The sequence below is a fragment of the Mucilaginibacter yixingensis genome (assembly GCF_041080815.1).
Lineage (GTDB): Bacteria > Bacteroidota > Bacteroidia > Sphingobacteriales > Sphingobacteriaceae > Mucilaginibacter > Mucilaginibacter yixingensis.
In genome coordinates this window covers 402,516-423,558 of the sequence record NZ_CP160205.1, presented here as the reverse complement: position 1 = coordinate 423,558, position 21,043 = coordinate 402,516, and the positions used below count along the sequence as shown (strand labels likewise).

The 21,043-nt window shown below is 47.5% G+C and carries 13 protein-coding genes; 10 read left to right on the top strand and 3 right to left on the bottom strand.

Annotation, left to right across the window (positions count from 1 at the left end; all coding sequences use genetic code 11):
* Positions 1-8: 8 nt before the first annotated feature.
* The 8 genes from ABZR88_RS01850 to ABZR88_RS01815 all read left to right on the top strand — a co-directional run bounded on the left by ABZR88_RS01850 (position 9) and on the right by ABZR88_RS01815 (position 11,735).
* Positions 9-941, top strand: coding sequence for a dihydrodipicolinate synthase family protein (locus tag ABZR88_RS01850; RefSeq protein WP_107829091.1), 933 nt, complete (start codon positions 9-11; stop codon positions 939-941).
* A complete protein-coding gene (gene pdxA, locus ABZR88_RS01845) occupies positions 941-1,984 on the top strand; it encodes a 4-hydroxythreonine-4-phosphate dehydrogenase PdxA (protein WP_107829092.1) in 1,044 nt (347 codons plus the stop codon). The genes ABZR88_RS01850 and pdxA overlap by 1 nt, the downstream gene beginning before the upstream one ends.
* Before the next feature lie 166 nt (positions 1,985-2,150).
* Entirely contained in the window at positions 2,151-3,308 is a 1,158-nt protein-coding gene (locus ABZR88_RS01840) for a four-carbon acid sugar kinase family protein (protein ID WP_107829093.1), read from the top strand.
* A 20-nt stretch (positions 3,309-3,328) separates the two neighbouring features.
* Complete coding sequence (locus ABZR88_RS01835; protein ID WP_107829399.1) at positions 3,329-4,897, top strand: sodium:solute symporter; 1,569 nt, start codon at positions 3,329-3,331, stop codon at positions 4,895-4,897.
* 200 nt (positions 4,898-5,097) lie between these two features.
* Positions 5,098-6,525 (top strand): sialate O-acetylesterase, encoded by a 1,428-nt coding sequence (locus ABZR88_RS01830; protein WP_107829094.1) that lies wholly within the window; start codon positions 5,098-5,100, stop codon positions 6,523-6,525.
* Positions 6,526-6,802: 277 nt separating this feature from the next.
* Positions 6,803-9,109: a DUF5703 domain-containing protein gene (locus ABZR88_RS01825; RefSeq protein WP_107829095.1), complete on the top strand. Its 2,307-nt coding sequence runs from the start codon at positions 6,803-6,805 to the stop codon at positions 9,107-9,109.
* A gap of 214 nt (positions 9,110-9,323) precedes the next feature.
* Complete coding sequence (gene frr, locus ABZR88_RS01820) at positions 9,324-9,887, top strand: ribosome recycling factor (RefSeq protein ID WP_107829096.1); 564 nt, start codon at positions 9,324-9,326, stop codon at positions 9,885-9,887.
* Between the two features lie 72 nt (positions 9,888-9,959).
* A complete protein-coding gene (locus tag ABZR88_RS01815) occupies positions 9,960-11,735 on the top strand; it encodes an ABC transporter ATP-binding protein (protein WP_107829097.1) in 1,776 nt (591 codons plus the stop codon).
* 210 nt (positions 11,736-11,945) lie between these two features.
* Here ABZR88_RS01815 and ABZR88_RS01810 read toward each other — a convergent pair whose 3' ends face one another.
* On the bottom strand, positions 11,946-12,698 hold the full coding sequence (locus ABZR88_RS01810; protein WP_107829098.1) for an SDR family NAD(P)-dependent oxidoreductase: 753 nt from the start codon (positions 12,696-12,698) through the stop codon (positions 11,946-11,948).
* 293 nt (positions 12,699-12,991) lie between these two features.
* Between ABZR88_RS01810 and ABZR88_RS01805 the strand changes: the two genes are divergently transcribed.
* Positions 12,992-15,454: a DUF5686 and carboxypeptidase-like regulatory domain-containing protein gene (locus ABZR88_RS01805; RefSeq protein WP_170113624.1), complete on the top strand. Its 2,463-nt coding sequence runs from the start codon at positions 12,992-12,994 to the stop codon at positions 15,452-15,454.
* Positions 15,455-15,607: 153 nt separating this feature from the next.
* Here the strand turns inward: ABZR88_RS01805 and ABZR88_RS01800 are convergent, their stop codons facing one another.
* Positions 15,608-16,594: a polysaccharide deacetylase gene (locus tag ABZR88_RS01800; protein WP_107829100.1), complete on the bottom strand. Its 987-nt coding sequence runs from the start codon at positions 16,592-16,594 to the stop codon at positions 15,608-15,610.
* A gap of 236 nt (positions 16,595-16,830) precedes the next feature.
* Between ABZR88_RS01800 and ABZR88_RS01795 the strand changes: the two genes are divergently transcribed.
* The gene (locus ABZR88_RS01795; RefSeq protein WP_107829101.1) at positions 16,831-17,553 is read left to right on the top strand and encodes a pyridoxine 5'-phosphate synthase; all 723 of its coding nucleotides are present in this window, start codon (positions 16,831-16,833) and stop codon (positions 17,551-17,553) included.
* Here ABZR88_RS01795 and ABZR88_RS01790 read toward each other — a convergent pair.
* Positions 17,543-20,701, bottom strand: coding sequence for a gliding motility-associated C-terminal domain-containing protein (locus tag ABZR88_RS01790; RefSeq protein WP_107829102.1), 3,159 nt, complete (start codon positions 20,699-20,701; stop codon positions 17,543-17,545). The two genes, ABZR88_RS01795 and ABZR88_RS01790, sit on opposite strands and share 11 nt — an antisense overlap.
* Positions 20,702-21,043: the final 342 nt, after the last annotated feature.

Genomic DNA, 21,043 nt, shown 5'->3' with positions numbered 1-21,043 from the left:
CAGCACAAATGAAACTGAAGAAGAAATTTAATGGCCTGGCGGTGCCGTCTATAACCCCTCTCACCAGCGATTATAAACTTGATCATGGTGCGGTAGAAAAGATTTTTGACAACTTTTACAACAACGGCTCTGTGCCGTTTATACTCGGTACTACCGGCGAGGCATCTTCTATGTCTATGGCCCTGAAAACCGAGTTTATTGAATTGTCTGGTAAACTGAAACAAGCAGGTACATTGCTTTATGCAGGCATCTCATCAAACTGCGTAGCCGAGTCTGTAGAGATGGCCAAAATCAGTGCAGATGCGGGTGTTGATGCTGTTGTAGCTACTGTGCCATCTTACTTCGCGCTGACTGAAGGCGAGATTAAAAGCTATTTTGAGCACCTGGCCGATGCCAGCCCTTGTCCGGTAATTATTTACAATATCCCGGCAACCACACACGTTTCTATTCCGTTGACTTTGCTGGATGAGCTGAGCCATCATGAAAATATTGTAGGCACTAAAGATTCTGAGCGCAGCATTGAGCGTCTGGATCAATCATTAGCTTTGTGGAAAGACCGTCAGGATTTTAGCCATTACCTGGGTTGGGCCGCGCAATCTGCCCATGCTATGCTGAATGGGTCAGACGGTTTGGTGCCAAGCACCGGCAACCTGTGCCCCGATATTTATAACGAAATGATGCAGGCAGTTGAGCGTGGCGATGCAGCCGCAGCCCATGCGCTGCAAGTACTGTCAGACACCTTGGGTGGTTTGTACCAAAGCGGTCGCCTGCTGGGCGGATCATTAGGTGCGTTGAAATCGCTGATGCAAAGCCGCGGCCTGTGCCAGCCTTACGTAATGCCACCGCTGCAACGCGTAACCGAGGCTGATGCCGTATTGCTGGAGCAGAACCTGCAGTCTATAGTAGCTAAAGAACATATTAACTTGCCATCATACCAATAATGAACAACGATAAACCAACTATAGGTATTACCATGGGCGATCCGGCCAGCATCGGTCCGGAAATTGCCATCAAAGCATTGCTTAACGAGCGTTTGTATGACGTTTGCAACCCCATCATTGTTGGCGATGCAGGCGTTTTTGAAGATATTGTTAGCCGCCTTAACCTGCCGGCTAAAATTAACGCCGTAAAAAGCGTTAGCGATGCAAAATTTGTTTACGGCCAGCCTGATGTTTATGATCTGGCAAACGTAGATATGAGCCAGCTGAAATTTGGTGAGATCTCTGCCATGGCGGGCGAAGCATCTTTCGCTGCCGTAAAAAAAGTAATTGAACTGGCCCTGGCCGGCGATGTTGACGCTACTGTTACCGGTCCGATCAACAAAAAATCGGTTAATGAGGCTGGCCACCACTTTGCTGGTCACACCGAGATTTATGCTCACTTTACCGATACCAAAAAGTACGCCATGCTGCTGGTTGAGGATAACTTGAAAGTGATCCACGTATCAACCCACGTATCGCTGCGTCAGGCTTGTGATCTGGTGAAGAAAGAGCGCATTATCCAGGTGATTGAACTGTTACACAACGGCCTGATCTCTTTGGGCGAGAAAAACCTGAAGATTGGCGTTGCTGGTTTGAACCCGCACGCTGGCGACTCAGGCCTGTTTGGTACTGAAGACGACGGCGAGATTTTACCAGCTGTTGAAGAAGCCCGCAAACTGGGTTATGATGTAGACGGACCAATCCCTGCCGATACCCTGTTCTCTAAAGCGGCAACCGGTTACTACGGTGGTATTGTGGCCATGTATCATGACCAGGGCCACATTCCGTTCAAGCTGACCGGCTTTAAATGGAATGCAGAGAAACAGCAGATGGATAGCGTAAAAGGCGTAAACATCACTATGGGCCTGCCTATCATCCGTACTTCGGTTGACCATGGTACCGCCTTTGAGATTGCCGGTAAAGGCGTAGCTAGTCCTGATGCAATGGTGTTGGCTATCGAATCGGCCATCCAGCTGAGCAAGCACCGTATGCAGAAAGCTTAGTTTGAAGAAATAGAAGAATAAAAACCGTCAAAAAGCTTCCAGCCGCAGGCTGAAAGCTTTTTGACATAACACAAGGTTGTCATCCCGAACGGAGTGAGGGATCTTTTCGGGGCGATAGTTCTGCGGTAATGCATAATCGAAAAGATTTCTCCTTCGTCGAAATGACATGAAGAACAAGAAGATGATTGCCGTTATTGCAGATGACATCACCGGCGCCGCCGAACTGGCAGGCATCGGCTTAAATTATCAGCTTAAAACGGAAGTGAATACGGTGGTGGCAGATGCTACCGATGCCGATTTGCTCATCATCAACGCCGACACCCGTTCTTTAACAGCCGAAGAGGCCAAACAGGTTACCCGGCAAATTGCTGTCCAGGTAGCCAAACTGAAACCGCAGCTGGTTTATAAGAAAATCGACTCGGTGCTGCGCGGCCATATCCTGGCCGAGATTGAAGCGCAGTTAGAAGCAGCGGGCAACATGCAACGGGCACTCATTATCCCCGGTAATCCATCACACCGCAAAACCGTGGTTGATGGTATTTATTATTACCAGGATGCACCGGTGCACCAAAGCAGTTTTGCGCATGATCCGGCTTTCCCGATCAGTGCATCGCACGTCCATCATCTGTTGAGGGCAGATGAAAGTGTACAAGTGCTGGCGCAAAAGGCATCGCTACCAAAAAAAGGTATTTTTGTGGGCGATGTAACCGGGCAAGATGATCTGGCGCATTGGGTTGACCAGTTGGATGAAAACACACTGGTAGCCGGCGCGGCAGAGCTGTTTGATCAGCTTTTACAAAAAACAACCGGTAAGCAGACCCAAACCGATACAAAACCCGTAACCTTGCAGTGGCCGCGGCTCTATGTATTCGGCAGCACCTTTTACCAAAACCGACTGGAAATTATTGATGGTCGGCTTAACAATATACCCCTAACCTATTTGCCCGCGCAGGCGTTAACCGCGCCTGACAATTATCAGCCTGATGACTACGTTAACCACGTATCGGCCTTGCTCAAAAATGAGGGCAGCGCCATCATCAGCATCAGCACAGAAGGTATCAACGTGAAAATTGACCCGGTACAGCTGGCGCAAAACATGGGCAACATAGTAAACAAAGTTACCGCACAAGCCCACCCTGCAGAATTGGTGATAGAGGGTGGCGCCACGGCAGCAGCTATTTTGATGCAGATGGGCATTACCCGCCTGTATCCCGAACAGCAACTTGCGCCTGGTGTAATACGTATGCGTGTACCGGGCAACAACCAATTGTATATTACCGTAAAACCCGGCAGCTATGTGTGGCCGGCGCCCGTTTGGGCCTAACCAATTTACCAGAAGAAACCATGAAGCATGCAACTCTGCATCTAATTGATTATGTGATTATTTTAGTGGCCCTGATCACATCACTCAGCATTGGCCTGCGTTTTGCAGGTGGCCAAAAATCAACCAAAAAATATTTCGTTTCGCGTGGCAACTTGCCAGCCTGGGCCATTGGCATGTCGCTTATGGCTACGCTCATCAGCTCGGTAACGTTTCTGGCTTATCCCGGCGAGGGCTTTGCCTCTAACTGGATACTGCTGGTACAAGGCCTCATGGTACCCATTGTGCTGCTAGGCATGGTGTGGTTCATCATTCCGCTTTACCGGAAGGTAATTGGCGTGAGTACCTATGAGTATTTTGAGAAACGCTTTGGCACCTTTGCACGCTTTTACAGTTCCATCAGCTTTGTACTCACCCACTTCTCTAAAATGGGCACAGTATTTTACCTGCTGGCGCTGGCACTGGCCAGTATGACTGATACCAACCCTTACATGGTGGTATGCGGTATTGGCGTGGTGATTATTATTATTACACTGATAGGCGGTATTGAAGCCGTAATCTGGACCGATGTGGTGCAAGGTTTCCTGCTCATAGCAGGTGGCGTGGCCTCGCTAATCATTCTGATGTATTCTATCAAAGGCGGCTTCCCTGAACTTTGGCATATTGCTACCGTTAACCATAAAAACAACTTCGGGCCATATAAGTGGGACTTTAAGAAACTCACTTTCGTTGTGATGGCTATTAACGGTGTGTTCTATGCCGTACAAAAATACGGTACCGACCAAACCATGGTACAACGTTATCTGACAGCCAAAACTGATAAAGCGGCCATCCGTGCTTCTTTAATGGGTGTGGCTATCACCGTTCCGCTGTGGGGCTTGTTTATGTTTATTGGTACCGCACTTTTTGCTTATTATCAGCAAAATCCGCTGCCTGCCGGCATGAAGGCCGAAGCGGTGTTCCCATACTTTATTACCAGCAAGCTGCCTCCGGGTGCGGTGGGCTTAATTTTAGCTGCGCTGATCTCGGCTGCTATCTCCAGCCTGGGTGCAGATCTTAACTGTCTTTCTGCCATTGGTGTGGAAGATTACTACAAGAAATTTAAGCCAAAGGCCGATGATCACCAGGCATTAAGAGCCGGTAAATGGATTGTGGTATGGGCTGGTATTGGCTCTATAGGTATTGCCATGCTTTATCTGATGGCCGGCGAAGACGGGGTACTGGGTATTGTGTTTGCGCTGTATGCCATCTTCTCGGGTGGTATTGCGGGTATCTTCCTGCTGGGTCTGTTTAGCAGCAGGGCTAACCGTCAGGGTCTGAACATCGGTATTATTGCCTGCATCATCTTTACCGCATGGGCTTTCTTAACCTCAGCTAAACTGGGCGGTGCTAAACACCCTTGGCTAGACCTGGGCGGCTTCAACTTTAAACAGCACAAGTATATGCTGGGTGTATACAGTCACCTGATTGTGGTAGTGGTTGGCTACGTTGCCAGCTTGTTCTTCCCTAAACAGGAGGTGGACAAACACCTGCTTTACAAAGGCTGGCGCGACGCAAAACGCGAGCATAAGCTGGAGGAAGCGGAAGCATAGACCTTATTTCGAATGTTCGAATACGGATTCAGCCGTCGTTAACAAATAAAAAACACCTTACCACGTCATTGCGAAGAACGAAGCAATCTCTGTACATGCATATCGGATTTACGTATCCGGCTATCCTTCGCAGAGATTGCTTCGTTCCTCGCAATAACGTAATAGACACTATCACTGATCTCTGATCACCAAAAACAACCATGAAACTCAAATTAATACCCCTCCTCCTTGCCGGATTAACCGCCGGCCTTTCTGCCAAGGCTCAGTTAAAACTAGGCTCATTATTTACCGACGACATGATACTGCAGCAACAGATGCAGGCGCCCATCTGGGGCTGGGATGCGCCCGGTAAAACCGTAAGCGTTACCACCTCCTGGAACGGTAAAAAATATAACGTTACCACCACATCAACCGGTAAATGGCTGGTAAAAGTAGCAACGCCATCATACGGTGGCCCATATACTGTTACCATCAGCGACGGCAAACCGGTTAAGCTGAAAAACGTCATGATAGGCGATGTATGGTTATGCGGCGGTCAGTCAAACATGGAGATCCCGGTGAAAGGTTACAAAAGCCAACCGATTACCGGATCGTTGGAAGCCATTGCCCATTCCAAAAACTCAAACATCCGCATTTATACTGTTCCTCATGGTTCTCGTACTGAATTGCAAGAGAACAGCAAAGCATCGGTATGGCATGAGGCATCACCTGAGTTTGTATCAAACTTTAGTGCTACCGGTTATTTCTTCGGTCGGTTAGTGCAGGAGCAATTGAATATTCCAATCGGTTTGCTGAGCTGTAACTATGCCGGTTCAAGCCTTGAGGCCTGGCTGGATCCTGAAGCTTTGAAAGATTTCCCCGAAATCCACATCCCGGCTAAAACAGATTCCATCAAAGCCGTATCGCGCACGCCTACAACTTTGTACAATGCCATGCTGTACCCTATCATTGGCTACGGTATTAAAGGCGAGATCTTTTACCAGGGCGAATCAAACTATGACCGTCCGGACCAATACTTGAAACTGTTCCCCGCAGCTGTTAAACGCTGGAGAGACCTTTGGGGACAAGGTGAGTTTCCGTTCTACTACGTGCAGATTGCGCCTTATGATTATGCCCAGCTACCCCCATACAATGCAGGCGGTAAATACAACTCGGCCTATCAGCGTGATGCGCAGCGTAAGGCTTTAAACTACATCCCGAGCAGCGGCATGGCCGTATTGCTGGACGTGGGCGAGCAGGCCACCATTCACCCGCCGCGCAAACAGCAGGCAGGCGAGCGCCTGGCTTACCTGGCCCTGGGCCAAACTTACGGACAAAAAGGTTTTGACTTTGCCAGCCCAACTTATAAAGATATGTCGGTAGCCGGCAACACCGTAACCGTGCGTTTCAACAATGCAGAAAACGGCCTGACCTCTTACTTCAAGCCAATGCAGTTGTTTGAAATAGCCGGAAAGGATAAATATTTCTATCCGGCGCAGGCCTCAATTTCAGGCAGCACCATTGTGGTATCATCACCAAATGTAAAAGAGCCGGTGGCCGTACGTTATGCCTGGAAAGATTTTGTGACAGGCGATCTGTTTGGCACCAACGGCTTGCCCGTATCGTCATTCAGAACGGATGAGTGGTAAACCTCTCCCCGGCCCTCTCCAAAGGAGAGGGAGATGAAACGTAGAGCCACATATTTGTGGCTCCCGCTGCCCAGACAAGAAATATTATATTTGCTTAATACCCCACAACATCATTGCGAGGAACTAAGCCAAAAAAAGGGTGTCATGTTGAGCCTGTCGAAACACGTGCGGTGGGCCTTCCCGCGCCCTTCGACAAGCTCAGGATGACACCCTTCGCCCTATGTATTAGTTGCGCATGGAGCAAAACAATCGCGCTTTTGGATCATAATAAACCATCATGAAAAAACTGCTACTACTACTGCTACTTTCTTACTCATTCATCGCGTCGGCGCAAAAAGAGCAATACAACCTCACCTGGACCAGCCAGAGCAAAAACTCCAGCGAGTCTATGCCATGCGGCGGCGGTGATATCGGTCTGAATGTTTGGGTAGAGCAAGGCAACCTGTATTGCTACATTGCCCGCAGTGGCACGTTTGATCAGAACAACGCCATGCTAAAGGCCGGTCGCGTGCGGATCAAGTTGTCGCCTAATCCTTTTGAGGGAACAGACTTTAAGCAGGAGCTGCAGTTGCAAAATGGCTCAGTAGTGGTAAGCGGTAAGAACAATGGCCTGAGCGCACAGGTAAATGTTTGGGTTGATGTATTTCGCCCGGTGATTCATTTCAGCGTGAGCAGCAATCAGCCTGTAAAAACCGAAGCCGCTTTTGAAAGCTGGCGTTATAAAGACCGCCCGGTAAATAAGACCGAGAAAAACCAAGGGTCGCAAAAATTTGCCCCGATAAACGATGTTAAGACCCTAAAAGATCAGATAGCTTTTAAGAATAACGGCATCCTGTTTTATCACCATAACCTCGATTCTACCATTTTTGATTTTACGGTGAACCAGGAGGGCATGGATGCGGTAAAAGCCGACATGTTCAATCCGCTCAAGAACCTCACCTTCGGCGGTATGATGACTGGCAAGGGCATGAAACCCGCCGGCACTTACACCGGCACCTATATCAATACCGATTTTGAGGGCTGGAAACTAGAGAGCGCATCACCTACAAAACAAACCGAGATCACCGTTAGCCTGCATACCCAGCAAACACCATCGGTTGATGCCTGGCAGCAAGGTTTGAATAATACCATCGTGGCAGCAAACAGCGCAGCCAAAACCGCCCGCCAAAAGACTATAGACTGGTGGCAACAATACTGGCAACGCAGCTTCGTAGAGATCAACACCGATAAAAGTAACGCGGCAGATACAGCCTGGCAAGTGGGCCGGAATTATCAGCTGTTCCGCTATATGCTGGGCTGCAATGCTTATGGCCAGTACCCTACCAAGTTTAATGGAGGCTTGTTCACTTATGATCCGGTTTTCATCAACAAAACCATGGACTACACGCCCGATTTCCGCAATTGGGGTGGAGGGCTAATGACCGCTCAAAACCAGCGGCTGGTTTATTATCCGATGCTACGCAGCGGCGATTTTGACATGATGCCTTCGCAGTTTAAATTCTATACGCGCTCGTTACATAATGCCGAGTTGCGTAGCAAAGTTTACTGGAACCATGGCGGCGCCTGCTTTACCGAACAGATAGAAAACTTTGGCCTGCCCAACGCTGCCGAATACAACCTGAAACGCCCTGCAGGTTATGACAAAGGTGTAGAATACAATGCCTGGCTGGAATATACCTGGGATACCGTTTTTGAGTTTTGCCAGATGATGCTGATGCAGGATAGCTACGCGGGCAAAGATGTTAACGCCTACATCCCGTTTGTAGAAAGCTGTCTTACTTTTTTTGACGATCATTACCAATACCTGGCCAGTCATCGCGGAGCAAAAACGCTGGATGGTGCCGGTCACCTGGTGCTGTACCCAGGCTCGGCCGCCGAGACTTTTAAGATGGCTTATAACGCCAACTCAACCATCGGTGCCCTGCAAACCATTACCGCGAGGATGCTGGCTTTGCCTGAAAAATATCTGAGCAAAGAGCAACGCGAAAAGCTAACCGCTCTGCAAAAACGCATCCCGCCTATCACCTTCAGGCAAATGAACGGGCATACCGTTCTTAGTCCGGCACTGTCATGGGAGCGCGTTAACAATGTGGAGAACATGCAGTTTTATACGGTGTTCCCGTGGTCTATCTTCGGGCTTCATAAACCGGGACTGGATACTGCCCTTAACACCTGGAAATATGATACACTGGCGGTGAAATTCCGCAGTGGTATTGGCTGGAAACAGGATAATATTTTTGCTGCGCGATTGGGCCAGACCAAAGAAGCGGCCCGCCTCACTTCGTTCAAACTCAAAGATTCAGGTCGTCGTTTCCCTGCATTCTGGGGACCGGGTTTTGACTGGACGCCAGATCATAACTGGGGCGGCTCGGGCATGATTGGCCTGCAGGAAATGCTGATGCAAACCGATGACCAAAAGATCTACCTGTTCCCCGCCTGGCCGAAGGATTGGGATGTGCATTTTAAACTGCACGCACCACAACAAACCACTGTAGAAGCGACGCTAAAGAATGGTAAAGTGGTGGATTTGAAAGTTTGGCCGGAGAGCAGAAGGAAGGATATTGTGTTGAACCAGGATTTTTAACCACGATTTTTCGAATTTTTGGGATTTACAGGATGCCTTTAACACAGCAGGCGGACAATAAAAACCAGACAACGTCATCACCGTCACGTCATTGCTTCGTTCCTCGCAATGACGTGACGGCTTATTTTAATTACAATTGAGTTAATTAATCCAATATAAATCCTATAAATCCCGGTTTGACATTTTTTTTTATTTTTGCAGAAAATACAACTCCATGAGCGAACTCATTAAGAAACAATTGAATGATGCCAAAGCCTTGATGGAAAAGGCGCTGGACCACGCAGATAGTGAACTTAACAAGATCAGAGCCGGTAAAGCCAGTCCTGCTATGTTAGATGGCATTATGGTTGATTATTACGGCAACCCTACCCCACTTAGCCAGGTAGGTAGCGTAAACACACCAGATGCTAAAACCATTGTGGTGCAGCCATGGGAAAAAAACTTACTGCCTGCTATTGAGAAAGCTATAAAAGAGGCCAACCTGGGTGTTAACCCTCAGAACGATGGTGTGATCATCCGCATCAACGTACCGCCGTTGACTGAAGAGCGTCGTCGTGACCTGGTGAAAAAAGTAAAATCTGAGGCCGAAAACGCAAAGGTATCTGTACGTAACATCCGTAAAGATATTAACGACAAGATCAAAAAGCTGAAAGGCGATGGCGTATCTGACGACGAAATTAAAACCGGCGAAGCCGACGTACAGAAACTGACCGACAACTTTATTGCTAAAGTTGACAGCCTGTCTGCAGAAAAAGAAAAAGACGTTATGACTGTATAATACCGCGACAGCGGAATGTCAAATTAAAGGGAATGAGCACGTTGGTGCCATTCCCTTTTTTATTTTTGGGGCATGAAGTTACTTTTATCTTATCTCAAAGAGCATAAATGGATTGTTGCGCTGGCCCTGGTGCTGGCGGCATTTAACATCGGCTTCTCTTTGCTGGACCCCATGATTACCGGTAACATTGTAGACAAGTACATGGTGCCTAAAGACCATAAAGTTTACAGCTATGAGTACCGTCTGCACGGCTCGCTGGTAATGATCGGGCTGGCTATTGGCGCGGCCATGGTATCGCGCATTGCCAAAAACTTTCAGGATTATTTCACCAATATCATCATCCAGAAAACCGGCGCCAAAATGTATGCCGATGGTCTGAAGCACTCGCTTGAGCTGCCTTACCAGGTATTTGAAGATCAGCGCAGCGGCGAAACACTGGGCATCCTGCAAAAGGTACGTACCGACTCTGAGAAGTTTATCACCTCGTTCATCAACGTATTGTTTATCAGCTTGGTGGGTATGCTGTTTGTGATCATTTATTCTATCAAAGTTAATTACATGGTTACGCTGGTTTACTTTGCGGCCATACCGGTTATTGCTTTTATAAGCAGTGCACTCAGCAAGCGCATAAAAACCATACAGCGAACCATTGTGGCCGAAACCACATCGTTGGCCGGCTCAACTACCGAGTCATTACGCAATATAGAACTGATCAAAAGTCTTGGCCTTGTTAAACAGGAGATTGAGCGCCTCAACAAAACCACCTACAAGATCCTTAACCTGGAGCTGAAGAAAGTAAAATTTGTGCGCAGCATGAGCTTTATACAGGGCACAACCGTAAACTTTGTGCGCAGCTGCATGGTGATGGTGTTGCTGATCCTGATCTTTAAAGGATCACTCACGCCGGGTAATTATTTTATGTTTTTGTTTTATTCGTTCTTCCTGTTCAACCCGCTGCAGGAGTTGGGCAACGTGATCCAGTCATGGCGCGAGGCGCAGGTATCGCTGGCCAATTTTGAACGCATCTTGAAAACTCCTATCGATATAAAACCGGCCAAACCAGTACTGATTAACAAGGTAGAAAAACTGACTTTCAGCAATGTGGGTTTTAAACACTTGACTGCTAATCGGAACGCGTTAACGCATATCAGCTTTGATGTGAACAGCGGCGAAACGGTGGCTTTTGTTGGCCCATCGGGCTCAGGTAAAACTACGCTGGTAAAACTGTTGGTAGGTTTATACCAACCGCTAACCGGCGATATTTTATATAACGACGTACAAAGCAGCGAGATTGACCTGGATCTGTTGCGCGAGCGTGTAGGCTTTGTAACGCAGGATACTCAGCTGTTCAGCGGCACTATTCGTGAGAATTTGTTGTTTGTTCGCCCGGAGGCAACGGATGAAGAATGTATGCACGTACTGCATCGCGCAGCCTGCCAAAGCCTGCTGGCCCGTGCCGATAAAGGCCTGGATACCATGATTGGCGAAGGCGGCGTAAAAGTATCAGGTGGCGAAAAACAACGTCTGTCTATCGCCCGTGCCCTGCTGCGCCGACCGGACATTCTGGTGTTTGACGAGGCAACCTCTTCACTGGATTCTATCACCGAGGAAGAGATTACCGAAACCATTAAAGAGGTGAGCGATCAAACCAATCACCTTACCATCCTTATTGCCCACCGCCTCAGCACCATTATGCATGCCGACAGGATTTACGTGCTGGAAAAAGGCAGCATCATTGAAGAAGGCAAACATAATGACCTGCTGGCCCAAAAAGGCCTCTACTACGCCATGTGGCGCCAGCAAATTGGCGAAAAGATTGTGCCGGAAACGGCAGAATTGCCAAACTGATATTAATGAATATTTAAACGAGAAACGGCCCTATTCGGGCCGTTTCTCGTTTACCCCATGTCATTTCGAACGAACAGAGGTCGGGTTGAGCGTTGTCGTGAGGAGAAATCTTGTACGTGCGACATGCCATAAAATGGGCAAACGTGCATGTCGTACAAGATTTCTCTCTGCGCTACGCTCCGTTCGAAATGACAATACGGTAATCTTCCCTTACGAGTTCATCACCGCGCCACCATTCATATCAATGGCTTGCCCTGTCATCGCGCGCTGGCCGAGCAGGTAGGCTACCAGGCCGGCAATCTCCTTCGGTTGACTCATGCGGCGCAGTGGTACGCTTTGCATCGCCATATCATAAAACTCCTTTTTGCTGATGCCCAATCCATCGGCAATACCTTGCATGCCTTGTTCAGACATTTCGGTATCTACCCAACCGGGGCAAATGGCGTTTACCAGTATATCATCGGGTGCATACTGTACTGCCCACGAGCGCATCAAACCCAGCAACCCCGCCTTAGAAGCACAGTAAGCCGAGTAATTGGCCACACCCAGGCGTGCCAGCACAGATGAGGTGATCAGAATATGTCGCTCTGCCGAGGTTGAGGCCTGTAGCAGGGGCAAAAAAGTATTGACAAAATTATAGGTGCCGGTTAGGTTAGTATCCACAATCTCATTCCATCGATCGGCTTTACCCCATTGGTTTTCGCCACCAATGCCAGAGTTGGCGATGATGCCATCCAGGGTCAGATCAGCTATTTGTTGTGCCGCGTCGGCCAGTTGCTGTTTGTCGCGAATGTCGGCAATCAGCATCTGGTGATGTGCACGATCCAGCGATATCAGGGTATCGTTCAGGTTATCGGCATTGCGTCCCAGTAAAATGCATTGGTGGCCATCGTCGGCCAGTTGCTGGGCAATAGCGCGACCAATGCCGCTGCCTGCTCCGCTGATCAAATATGTTTTGCTCATAAGGCAAATTTAATTTTTAGCAGCGTCTATACAATAAATAGCCTGTTTTACCATGACGAGGCATGAAAGTTGAATGACTATTATTGATAATTTCACAAAATGGACTGCCGATATTGATTAAAGGTTACAATATTTTCAAAAATGTCATCTTTTTAATGTAATTTCAGACAGTTGTTCTGTGGAACAGGAACAATAACCCTTAGTAAACTTTGATAATGCGAGTACGTGCCTGCCATAGCGTTAACCGTTTGGGGATTTTATTCCCCATTTGGTGTGTAATTTGTGTGTGTGTAATGACTGTTTCATCGGCTGCACAATCTGTAAAAAACATCTCGGGCAAAATAACCGACTCTGAGACGGGCGAGCCCTTGCCCTACGTCACGGTGTTTGTTAAAGTACCCGGGCACTCACATAAAGCGGCGTCGACAGATTTCTCGGGCATTTACCATCTTGCTGCTCCTGCAGCGGCTGGCGATAGCATTTTTGCTACCTACGTAGGTTATAAAACAACACAGAAACTCCTTCCTAAAGCCAATCCGGCCACGGTTGATTTCCAGCTGGCATCTGATAATAAGATGCTGGCCCAGGTAAATATTACTCCTAAAAGCTACGTTAACCCGGCGTGGGAAATTATGGCCAACGTGGTAAAGCATAAAGCCGAGAACGATCCAGACAAACTGAAAAGCTACCAATACGAAAGCTATAGCCGCCTGGAACTTTCTGTAACCAACATTAGCGACAAGATGAAAAAGCGCAAACTAATGCGCCAGATTTTACCGCTGATGGACAGCCTGCAGAAAATTGCCGGTGAAGATGGCACCCCTGTACTGCCGGTGTTTATGTCTGAAACCGTATCAGACTACTATCATCAGACAAATCCCGATCAGAAAGCCGAAGTGGTTAAACGCACCAAAATGAGCGGAGTGGGCATTGAGGATGAAACACTGATATCGCAAATTGTGGGCAGCAGCTTGCAGCAGTACAACTTTTATCGCAATTACATCCGCCTGGCAAATAAAGACTTTATGTCGCCAATTACCGATAGCTGGAAGATGCTCTACAACTATGACCTGGCCGAGCGCGACGTGAAAATTGACGGCAAGGATTACTACCGTCTGGAGTTTAAGCCTAAACGCTCGCATGATCTTTCTTTTGTGGGCACCATGTGGATCAGTCATGACAACTATGCGCTTTATCGCATGGATGTATCTGTTACGCCCGATGCCAACCTTGATTTTCTGAACAAGATCAGGATCCAGGAGCAAATGACACAGCCTGAGGGTACCAGCAGCTGGCTGCCTGAGAAAACCCGCATCACTGTGCATGTTTCTAACATCAACCCAAAATGGTCGGGCTTTTTGGGTAAATTCTATATCTCTAATAAAAACATCGTGGTAAATAAAATATACCCGCCAGAGGTTTTCAAAGAGCCCTTAACCATGGCCAACGATGTAACCAATAAAGACGAAAGCTATTGGACCACTAACCGCCCTGAGCCATTAACCGACGTTGATAAAAAGGTGTACAAGATGATTGACACCGTAAAAAACCTGCCTATTGTGCGCACCTACGCAGACATTGCCGCCATGCTCATTAATGGCTACTATCGCCCGGGTAACAGTAAGTTTAGCTTTGGACCATATCTGTATACTTACAGCTATAACGATGTGCAGGGCAGCGTGCTGCGACTAGGCGGAATTAGCAACCGTTACTTTAGCGAAAATTTAATTTTGGGCGGCTATGTAGCCTATGGCTTCCGCGATAGAAAATGGAACTTTAATGGATCAGTAGATTACATCTTTTCCCGCAAACCATGGACAGAAGCCGGCATCTCTTTCACCCGAGATTTGGGACAAACCGGCTACCAATTTGAAAACTTCAGCAAAAGCAATAATATATTCAAAGCTTCCATCCGCAACGGCAACCTGCTGCGCCGCGGCCCCTTTCAGCAGAACGAATTGCGCGCTTATGTACAAACCGACGTAGCCCCCAACCTAACGGCCAAGCTTACTACTGACCGTCGTACTTTTGATCCGCTTTATAATTTCGATTATATCAGCCCCATAGACGGGCTGCATTACCGCAACTACCAGGTAGCCGAAGCCATTACAGAGCTGCAATGGCAACCGGGCCGCAGGCTGCTGCAATCGGCACAGGTTAACAAGCGCATTGCGCTGGGCGGAGGTACCGATAACCCTGTCATTACCATACGCTACACCCATGGCTTTAAAGGCGTAACCGGCGGCGATTTTGATTATGATAAGATAGCGGCCAACATCACTCAGAAAATCCACATGGGCATTTTTGGCAAAGGTGAGTATTCGCTTACCGGTGGTTATATTCCGTCCAGCTTGCCATCTCCTATGCTGGAGAATCACCGCTATAACTTTAACACCATGCGTTTCCTGGAATACGTGAGCGACCGCTATGTGGCCCTTAATTATACCCAACACATGGAAGGTTTAATTACCAACAGTATTCCGCTGCTGCGCTCATTAAATGTACGTACCGTGGCCGATCTGAACGTATTAGACGGCAGCCTGAGCGACGCCAATGGCGGTCGCCCGTCTAACCGTCGCCCTACACGTAACCTGGAAGGCACGCCATATGTGGAGTTAGGTTATGGCTTAGAGAACATTTTTAAATTCCTCCGTGTTGATTTCCTGCACCGTGTAACCCACCGTGATCATGTGGACGAAGCAGGCGTACCGCCGTCAAACTTTGCAACAAGGGTTACGCTGCAGTTTAGACTGTAAGCTAAGTGACTGATAAAACGAGCGAGGGTGTCATCCTGAGCTTTGTCGAAGGGCGCGGGAAGGCCCACGCACATGTTTCGACAGCGCTCAACATGACACCCTTCTTTATAGCTACGCATTCCCACCGCAGCTTCTTCGAAATGACATGGGGTTTTATTGTGAACTGAACTCCTCATCCACACTCTCCCGCAAATCATAAAGCAGCCATTGTTTTTTGGCTATAGACTGTGCTTTTGATTTGAGCAGACTGATAAAATCATTCACCCCAACGGGCTCATTGCCGTTACCGTGAATCAGCACAATGCTGCCCGCCTGTGGTTGTTGCCCTTTGGCCAGCCATGCATCCGTACCGATGGGGATAAGACCAAAGTCTGTAATCCGGTTTACCAGTTGCTGGTCTGATACCAAACCCGGAAAGCGGAAGAATACCGACGGCTGCAGTCCATTGGCCAGCATATCTTTTTCGGTTTGCAGTACCTCATAATTAATATCGGTACCGGCCTCTAATAAAAAATTCTCTTTAAGCGGCAGCGTTTTGCTAACGCGATGATTGTAAGAGTGATTGATCCAGGTAATGGTAATCTCGCGGTCTGCTTCCATTTGTTTGAGCCATTCCAGGTCGCGCTGGTGCCGGTTCATCCAGGTGCCGGTGATAGATAGCGCAATAGGCACAGGTTTTTCAACCTGCTGAAAAGCCTTGATCATATCGGTAAAGATCGCCCGGTCCAGCGGCCGGTGTGACGGGCAAAGATCAGCCGTCAAACTGATACCCGTTTCCTGAGGCATCCCGCGTTCAATCCCAGCATCTTGTATATTAACCGACTGGCTTTCGGCTTTACGCAAGGCTTTCTGGTAAGGCGTACTCTTAAAAAACTTGCGCGCCTCAGCTAGCGTCATCGGTTTGATCTGATAAAAATCTGCATCGTTCACATAGGTTTGCATGGTGATGGGGTTCACCATCAGCAAGTAAGCTTTACCCTGACTTTCAAATCGGCGCAGTATTATATAATCCTGCGGATAATGGCGCGCCCAGCCAAAGTAAACCTGGTAATTGTTAATGTTACGGTAAACGGTTTGAGCCTGCGCTCCGCTGATGGCGAAGAGCGCGATGAGTACATATAAATATTTAAGCTTTTGCATCGGTAAATTCACATTTGTCATTGCGAGGAACGAAGCAATCTCGTCATAAGACTTTCGGCCATGCTGATCCTATAGCATGCGACGAGATTGCTTCGTTCCTCGCAATGACAAGGTCTTCAATAACAAATAAACATAACATCCCGAATTTACCAATTCTGCAACAGATGTCATCTTCTTAAAACCATTTACACATCCACACATTTACTTATTGACACATCAGCTATATTTGCTTCACTATGACACGTCTATCAGTAAACATCAATAAAATAGCTACGCTGCGTAATTCGCGCGGGGGCAATAATCCGGATCTGGTTCAGGTTGCTAAAGATTGCGAACGCTTCGGCGCGCAGGGCATTACCGTACACCCGCGACCGGATGAACGCCACATCCGTTATGCCGATGTTTATGATCTGAAAAAGATTGTGACTACCGAGTTCAATATCGAGGGCAACTGTCAGGAGCAAAAATTTATAGATCTGGTGCTGGATGTTAAGCCAGAGCAAGTAACACTGGTACCCGATGCGGAGGGCCAGTTAACCAGCAACCACGGCTGGGATACCATTGAGTATCGTAACTACCTGACCGATATGATCAGCACTTTTAAAAAGGCCGGCATCCGCGTATCCATCTTTGTAGACCCTGATCTGAAAATGGTGGAAGGCGCGGCCCATACCGGTACCGACCGTATTGAGCTGTATACCGAAGGCTATGCATCGCACTTTCATCAGGGCAAAGAGCTGGCCCTGGCGCCTTACCTGCAAAGCGCACAACTGGCGCAGCAACTGGGTCTGGGCCTTAACGCCGGGCACGATCTTGACCTGCACAATCTGAAATATTTTTCAGACAATATCCCAGGTCTGTTAGAGGTAAGCATCGGCCATGCCCTTGTTTGCGATGCCTTGTACTACGGACTGGAAAACACCGTGCAAATGTATCTGCGCCAACTAACTAACGGATAATAGTAAGGCTGCCCGAGAGCAACCCGCAACTAGTATTAAAGTTGATGATATAATAATACGTACCCGATGGTAGCGGCTGCCCATTGTAGCTACCATCAAACGGGTGGGCATAGCCTTTTGATTCAAAAATCTTATCGCCGCCACGGGTAAATACCTGTACTGTACCGTTAGGGTAAGCCTCTGCCCCTTTTATTGCCCAGGTATCATTCACACCATCGCCGTTGGGCGTAAAGGCGTTGGCAATGGTTAGCGCTCCTATACCCAGGCTCACTTTTATTTCAGTACGCGCACTTTCACAATTGCCTTTATAACGCGATACGTAGTAACTGCGATCTGCCGATACTCTGATCTTGAACTTGCCCGAGGTTTGCTGATCAAGCAGAGTAGTGCTCACAGCATCGCTATACAAACGATAACCGGAGCCTGTGGCCGGATAGCCGGCAGTAAGCAGCGCATCGCCTGCACTGCAAAGTTGCAGGTTGTTTGCTGCTGGGGCCGCGATAAAGCCATCAGCATTACCCACCGTAAATGGTAAAGGCACCGAACAGCCGCTGCCGGTAACTTTTAACAGGTATGTACCGGCATATACGCCTGTTAAATCTAATTGTGTGCCAACCGTTTTGCCCGATGCATCAGTCCACTGCACACTTGATGCAATACCGCCACTTACCGAAACACCTGAGATGCTGCCGCTGCCGCTATTGCAATTATCATCCGTCACGCTGCCTCCGCTCACGCTGATGCCGGGTGTGCGTGTAATGCTGTAGTCTATTAAAAAACGCTCGCAGCCATTTTGGCCCGTTGCGTAAAGCGAGTACGTGCCCGCATCAATCCCCTCCAGCTTCATGCTGTGCCCTACCTCTATTCCGGTACTTTTCTGCACCCAGCGTACCGATTTGGGTGTTACCATAGGCTGGTTGTTCGGCATAAAAATGGCTTCAATAATGCCGTTGTTTTGTCCGCAAGTGGCAGGGGTTAGCACCTTGGTAAGGCCGCCATAGTTCTCGGTGTTGCCGGCCGCAGTAATTATATAATCTTTACTGATTTTGCTGCAGCCATTGCCGTTAAAAGCCATCAGGTGATAGGTACCCGGCGGTAAATCTGTAATATCAGGCGTTGCCGACGAGTATGTGCGGCTTTGTGTGGTGTTTATCCATTGGTAATTGGTGGCTCCGGTTACTGTAATACCCGTGATACTGCTCTTACCTCCGGCACAATCTGGGCTGGTTGCTATGCCATTATCATTTAAGGTGATACCATTGGTTTCTGGAATAGGGATGGCGGTTGTGCTAACCGGGCCGCATTGGGTATCATCAGTTAGCGTAAGCGTATAAACACCGGCTGGTTGCCCCGTCAAATCTTTAGTAGTGGCTACCTCGTTACCTTGCCCATTTTTCCAGCTGTATCTGAGGTTACCGGTTCCCGTTGGAATTATGCCGGTAATGCTGCCTGTGCTTTGGCCGCAGGGTGTTGGGGTGATGATGGCGGTGGTTTGATTGAGAGATGGGCCGGTGCTGTTTGTTAATACAAAAGGACCAAATGTGGTAGTACATCCTTGGTTGTATGTAATCTGCAACTGATATGTTCCGGCATCTGCATTGGTCAGATCTATCGTATTACTTTTTACACTTCCTGTAGCGTCAACCCATTTATAAGTATAAATATTGAATTGGCCCTGATAATAGGCATCATTGGTTGCATCAGTGTTAACCAGAGACAAACCGGTTATTGAACCTTTAATATTGCACGATGGCTGTACAATATGTTTATCAGACTCATTAAGAATTGGCTTTGAGTCAATAATCCTAAAAGTGTAGATTTGAGATGAGCAACTTATTCCGTTAAGCACTTTTAATGTGTAATTACCGGGAGTTAGCCCGGTAATTTCGGGAGTGGTTCCTATTATATTGCCAGCCGGATCCCTCCATTCATAAGTGCCGTTGTGAATTACCGTACTTTTTACCGATCCCCCCTCTGTACATGAATAATGTATCTTTTTGCCACCTTCGTACCAAGCTGCCTTTGTGAAATAAGAAGTAAAACCATTAATTGTTGCAGATGCAATTGCACCGTTACTTATTGAGCCATTACAACTCCAATTGCCATTAGCGTCAGCAGTAGTTGTTGTAATATAGGTATAGGGTTCGCAACGCATGCAGCCACCATCGTCAAACACCTCAATTTTTGAAAGAGGTGTAGCCTTGCCAGATATTGTTGTGGGTGTTATTTGAATTATGGATATTTCTGGTAGAACGGGCTGACCAATATTGGGAGCCGTATAAAGCCAGGGACCAAATGTATCGCCAACACAAAACAAGCTATTACGATGAAGCTCAACTGATTTCGTGGAATACAACCATAATGGCTGGTTATAGATACTGTTTCCCTCACCGATATTTTCTCCACCGATAAGGATATTTGCTTTTGATTTTAACTGAACGTGGGTACCATAATTTTCCGCGCTCCCAAGCTCATTTGCAATAATATTACCTTTAAAATTAAGATCTCCAGATATCAGTCCTATATATATATCAGACGGATAGACCATCTTGTTATTAGTTACATTAACTGTATAAGGGTAAAAAAAACTATCATCTTGACCATAATCCAGTGCAACTTTTATTGAAGATGCAGAGCCTTTGTTAGGACCTCCGGTCCGGGGCTTGGGCAAACCATCGATATCATAATTAAAGTAATTATTTTTTATAGTTATCGTGGCTATGTTATTGGGCTGTGTTCCATAATTAATTATAGTAGCACCGTATCCGAAAAAATTCCGCTGAGAAATATCATTGCCACCGATCTCAATATTTCCTTGCCAACAATTGAGATAGATATTGTCAAAGCTTTGAAAATTATCGTAATTTCTTGCGGTTTTCCCGTCAGGTTCAAAACCAAAAATATTGGCATAAACTTTCAGATTGTTCACACTCAAGGTTAACCCTCCGCCGCTTTTTAATGGAGATGCAGTATTTGCGATAGAAGAGTAATTATGTGAAAACACGTTATTTTTACCAAATGCTCCTATTTGTACATCTTCGCTGTTCTCCATAAATATACCGGCAGTATACTTATACTCTTCTATTTTGGCGTTAAAATCACGGATATAAAAACCATAGAGTTCTACCCCTTTGGTATTCACTAGCATTAGTCCATAAATTATTTTAGTAGGAGAATCCGGCTGCAAAATAACTTTCGCGTTGCTCCGCCCAAAAGCTGTGCCGGGTTGAGTTGTAGCGTCAATTACTATATTTGAAGAAACATAAGGCAAATTAGTAGAGATTGTTATCGTCCTCCCCGCCTCGCTCACATCCGGCAAATTAAAAACAATATAATCCTTCTCCGCACTGCCATTTGCCGCAGCATCCAGCAAGGCCTGGCGCAATGTACCCGGCCCGCCATCAGCATTGCTGGTTACTGTAAGGTGGCGGCTTGCGCGCCGAGACGCGCCAATAGCATCAGGAGTAATAGTACAAATTGTGATCGTCCC